The sequence below is a fragment of the Allobosea sp. P1_A7 genome (assembly GCF_056406775.1).
This window is the reverse complement of the sequence record NZ_JBFTZN010000423.1, coordinates 1-3,340: the sequence shown is the minus strand read 5'-3', so window position 1 is coordinate 3,340 and position 3,340 is coordinate 1. Positions and strand designations below refer to the sequence as shown.

At 65.0% G+C, this 3,340-nt stretch carries 3 protein-coding genes and 1 pseudogene; 1 reads left to right on the top strand and 3 read right to left on the bottom strand.

The features are described 5' to 3' along the window. The 3 genes from AC1D34_RS35530 to AC1D34_RS35520 form a co-directional block, all read right to left on the bottom strand. The coding region (locus AC1D34_RS35530; RefSeq protein WP_476826781.1) for a hypothetical protein at positions 1–283 on the bottom strand (283 nt) is incomplete at its 3' end. Then, positions 280–1,230 (bottom strand): phosphatidate cytidylyltransferase, encoded by a 951-nt coding sequence (locus tag AC1D34_RS35525; protein ID WP_476826780.1) that lies wholly within the window; start codon positions 1,228–1,230, stop codon positions 280–282. The genes AC1D34_RS35530 and AC1D34_RS35525, both read right to left, overlap by 4 nt. Further along, positions 1,227–1,844, bottom strand: coding sequence for a lysophospholipid acyltransferase family protein (locus AC1D34_RS35520; RefSeq protein ID WP_441508934.1), 618 nt, complete (start codon positions 1,842–1,844; stop codon positions 1,227–1,229). Before AC1D34_RS35520 ends, AC1D34_RS35525 begins: the two co-directional genes overlap by 4 nt. Before the next feature lie 288 nt (positions 1,845–2,132). Between AC1D34_RS35520 and AC1D34_RS35515 the strand changes: the two are divergent. After that, positions 2,133–2,806, top strand: a pseudogene (locus tag AC1D34_RS35515) (hypothetical protein). Positions 2,807–3,340 lie beyond the last annotated feature (534 nt).

Below are 3,340 nucleotides of genomic sequence, written 5' to 3'. Positions count from 1 at the left end.
GCGTATGGATCACGGTGAGCAGGCTCGCCGAGACAAGCCCGGCGATCACGGGCGGAGCCAGGAGGGCCGCAAGGCCGGAGAAGCGCCTGGCCAGTTCCTCGATGCCGCGCTTCAGGAGCAGCGTGATGAGCGCCGACAGCGCGCCCTGGATCAGTCCGGCCTGGAGCGGCGCCGGCATCGGATGGGCGCGGTTGGCGAAAGCCGCCCAGCTCCCCATCGCGACGAAGGCGAAGGCGATATGCACGAGGCTGCTTCGCATCAGGCTGGTGACGGGAAGGCTCATGTGGTCGACCACCCCCAGCGGACCAGGTGAAAGAAGATCGGCGCCGAGAACACCACGGAATCGAGCCGGTCGATGAACCCGCCATGGCCGGCGATCAGGTGGCCCCAATCCTTGACGCCGCGATCGCGCTTGATCGCCGACATGACGAGCCCGCCGAAGAAGCCCATCAGGACGATGACGAGCGACAGGAAGGCCGCCTGGAGCAGCGTGAACGGCGTCATCCAGGACAGGGCCGCCCCCACTGCCACCGCGCTGAGCCCGCCGCCAATGAAGCCCTCGACCGTCTTCGAAGGCGACAGGTTCGGCGCGATCCTGGTGCGGCCGAGAAGCTTGCCCCAGACATATTGCAGGACATCGCTCATCTGCACGACGATGACGAGATAGGCGATCAGGAGCACGTTGCGCTCCTCGAAGCCGGGAATGTCGAGGCTCAGCAGCGCCGGCACATGCGACGTGCAGAAGACGCAGATCATCAGCGCCCACTGCACTTCGGCGATGCGCACGAGAAAATCGTCCGTATCACCGCGCAGCGCGGCGATGATCGGCATCAGCAGGAAGGCGTAGACCGGGATCAGGATCGAGAAGAGGCCGTACCAGTCGATCCAGATGAGATAATATTGCAGCGGCAGCACGACGAAGAAGGCAACGGCCAGCGCCCAGTGGTCGGCGCGGTGCGTGGTGGTCAGCGTGATGAATTCACGGAAGGCCGCGAAAGAACAGAAGGCGAAGAGCAAGGTCACGCCGGCCTTGCCGCCGATCAGCGCCAGCCCCATCAGCACGATCATGACCCACCAGGCACGGATCCGGTGGTTCAGGTTCTCGATCACGGCATGCGAGCCATCGGGCGACAGCCTGCGCTCCAGCACGTAGCCGATCGCCGAGGCGACGACGAGCACGCAGAGCAGGCCGGCGAGCACGGCCACCAGATCGGGATGCGGCATCGTCATGGCGCGCCGGCCTTCGGAGAGAGGGCGAGCAGGGCCGCTTCCGCCCGCGCCAAAAAATCCCTTTTGGTCTCGCCCTGGGCGATCTGGAGCGCGGCCCCGAAGGTGACCGTGCAGATCAGGGGTATCGGCACGAACTCGCCCTTCGGCATGACGCGGTTGAGATTGTCGATCCATACCGGCACGAGGACGATCTCCGGCCGGGCGCGCGCCAGGTGGAAGAGCCCGCTCTTGAAGGGCAGGAGCGGGGCAGGGGTGCTGTTGCGCGTGCCTTCCGGGAAGACGATCAGGGAGGAGCCGGCATCGAGCGCATCCGTCATCTGGCTGATCGGGTCGTTCGTCCGGCTCGGACGCTCGCGGTCGATCAGGACGGCGTTGAAGACATCGCAGCCGATGAAGCGCCGAAGGCGGCTTTTCAGCCAGTAGTCGCTCCCGGCGACCGGCCGGCTCGCCAGGCGCAGGCGGCGCGGCAGCACCGTCCAGATCAGGACGAAATCGCCATGGCTCGCGTGGTTGGCGAAGTAGATCCGCTGCTCGTCGGTCGGCGCCACGCCGTGCCATTGTCCGCGGACCGCGGTCAGGAAGCGGGCAAACAGCAGAATGAGCGTGCCTGCCAAGCTTATCCCAGCTCCGCGCATCTCAATTCCCAACCACGTCTTCGTGCTGACGTAGCGCTCAATCGCGCCCCTGTCGACGGCCGGCTTCGATCGGGCGGAGCTGCCGCGCGCTCGCCAAGGCCCGCGAAGGGACATCTCACCACAGGGTTGGGCGCAATGAGGAAGCCGCGCGATCGGCAACAGGCCCCCTCGGGATTAGTGCCGACGTCGGCTACGGTCATGGATTGTCCGGAGCCTGATCCATGATCTGACAAAATCCCCCGCAATGCCGGCACAGATGGATCCCACATGGCACCTGACGTGAGCAAGACTCCTCGCCGCGGCACCACGGGCCTGCGCCAATTTCTGGATCTCGAGGAGCAGCGCAATTGGATAGAGGGCAAGACCGACTTGCGCGACACCGACGAGCGCTCGGATTCCCTCGAACTGCGGTTCAAGTACGTCACGCGATTTCAAAAGCTGCTTCGTCGCCCGCAGGCACAAGACGTTCTGGAGATTCTCAGGCTCTACGGCCAGAACTGCATCCCCTCCCGCGCAAGACCGAGCGTCGCTACTGGTCGGTGTCTTGTCTGCCGTCGACATCCGACAAACCGCTCGTCCGCGTCAATGCGAGCTGGATGGAGCTTTTCACGCTCCATGCGGACGGCGAGGGCATCCGTGCGAGAATTTTGGTGCATCTTTCGGATTTCGCCACGGACCAATCTCCCGCACAGGGCCATGTGGACGAATTTTTCCTCGAACACTGCGTCACGACGCCAGACGATGTCAGCTATTTCGTCCCGCGTGGCGCGGACATGTTCGGCATCAATGTGCGGGGCTCCGCCTCGATCCGCAGTTTCCTTGCGGCGCGCCGCGTCCTGGCTGCCATTCGAACCTTCAATGTGACGCACATGAACCGAGGTCGGAACGCCTACCAGGCGAGCCACTGCTACAGCCTGGCGGATTGCATGCTGGCAGGTTGAGTGGCGCTCGGAGGGCCGCCAGCCTGGCGAGGCGATCGGATCGCTCCGACGTTGCGGCCGGCCTCGCGCGGGCTGATGGCGACAGGCTGACCAGCCGAGCGGCCGCTCCTCGGCGGCGCAAGCCAGGCCCGAGCCACGGCCACGCCATGAGAACGAAGGCAAGGTGGGACGTCGAAATGGCATCGCGGCTCTGCCAGCCTCCTTCGTCGACCTGGCGTTTGCGCAGTGGCTGGTGTCGGCTCAGGCCGCGCGTTCCCAATGAATCGGAGATGGCCCGAACCGTGCGGGCTCAGCATGGAGCGGCGAGCCTCCGCTTCCGGATGATCATCCGGCGTCCGTAGCTGGCGCGAGGTTGACGGGCCGCTGCGATGCGAGCGCAACGRCCGAGATGGGTGGAGGCTGTGTGAAAAGAGCCGAGTCGGCTAGGATTCCTGGAGGTGATGCTCCGGGAGCTTAGATGAAGCGCTTCGTTGAGAGTGAAGACCGTCGGCAGGGTGTCCTGCTTCCCGAGTATCTTGACGACTACGTGTCGGA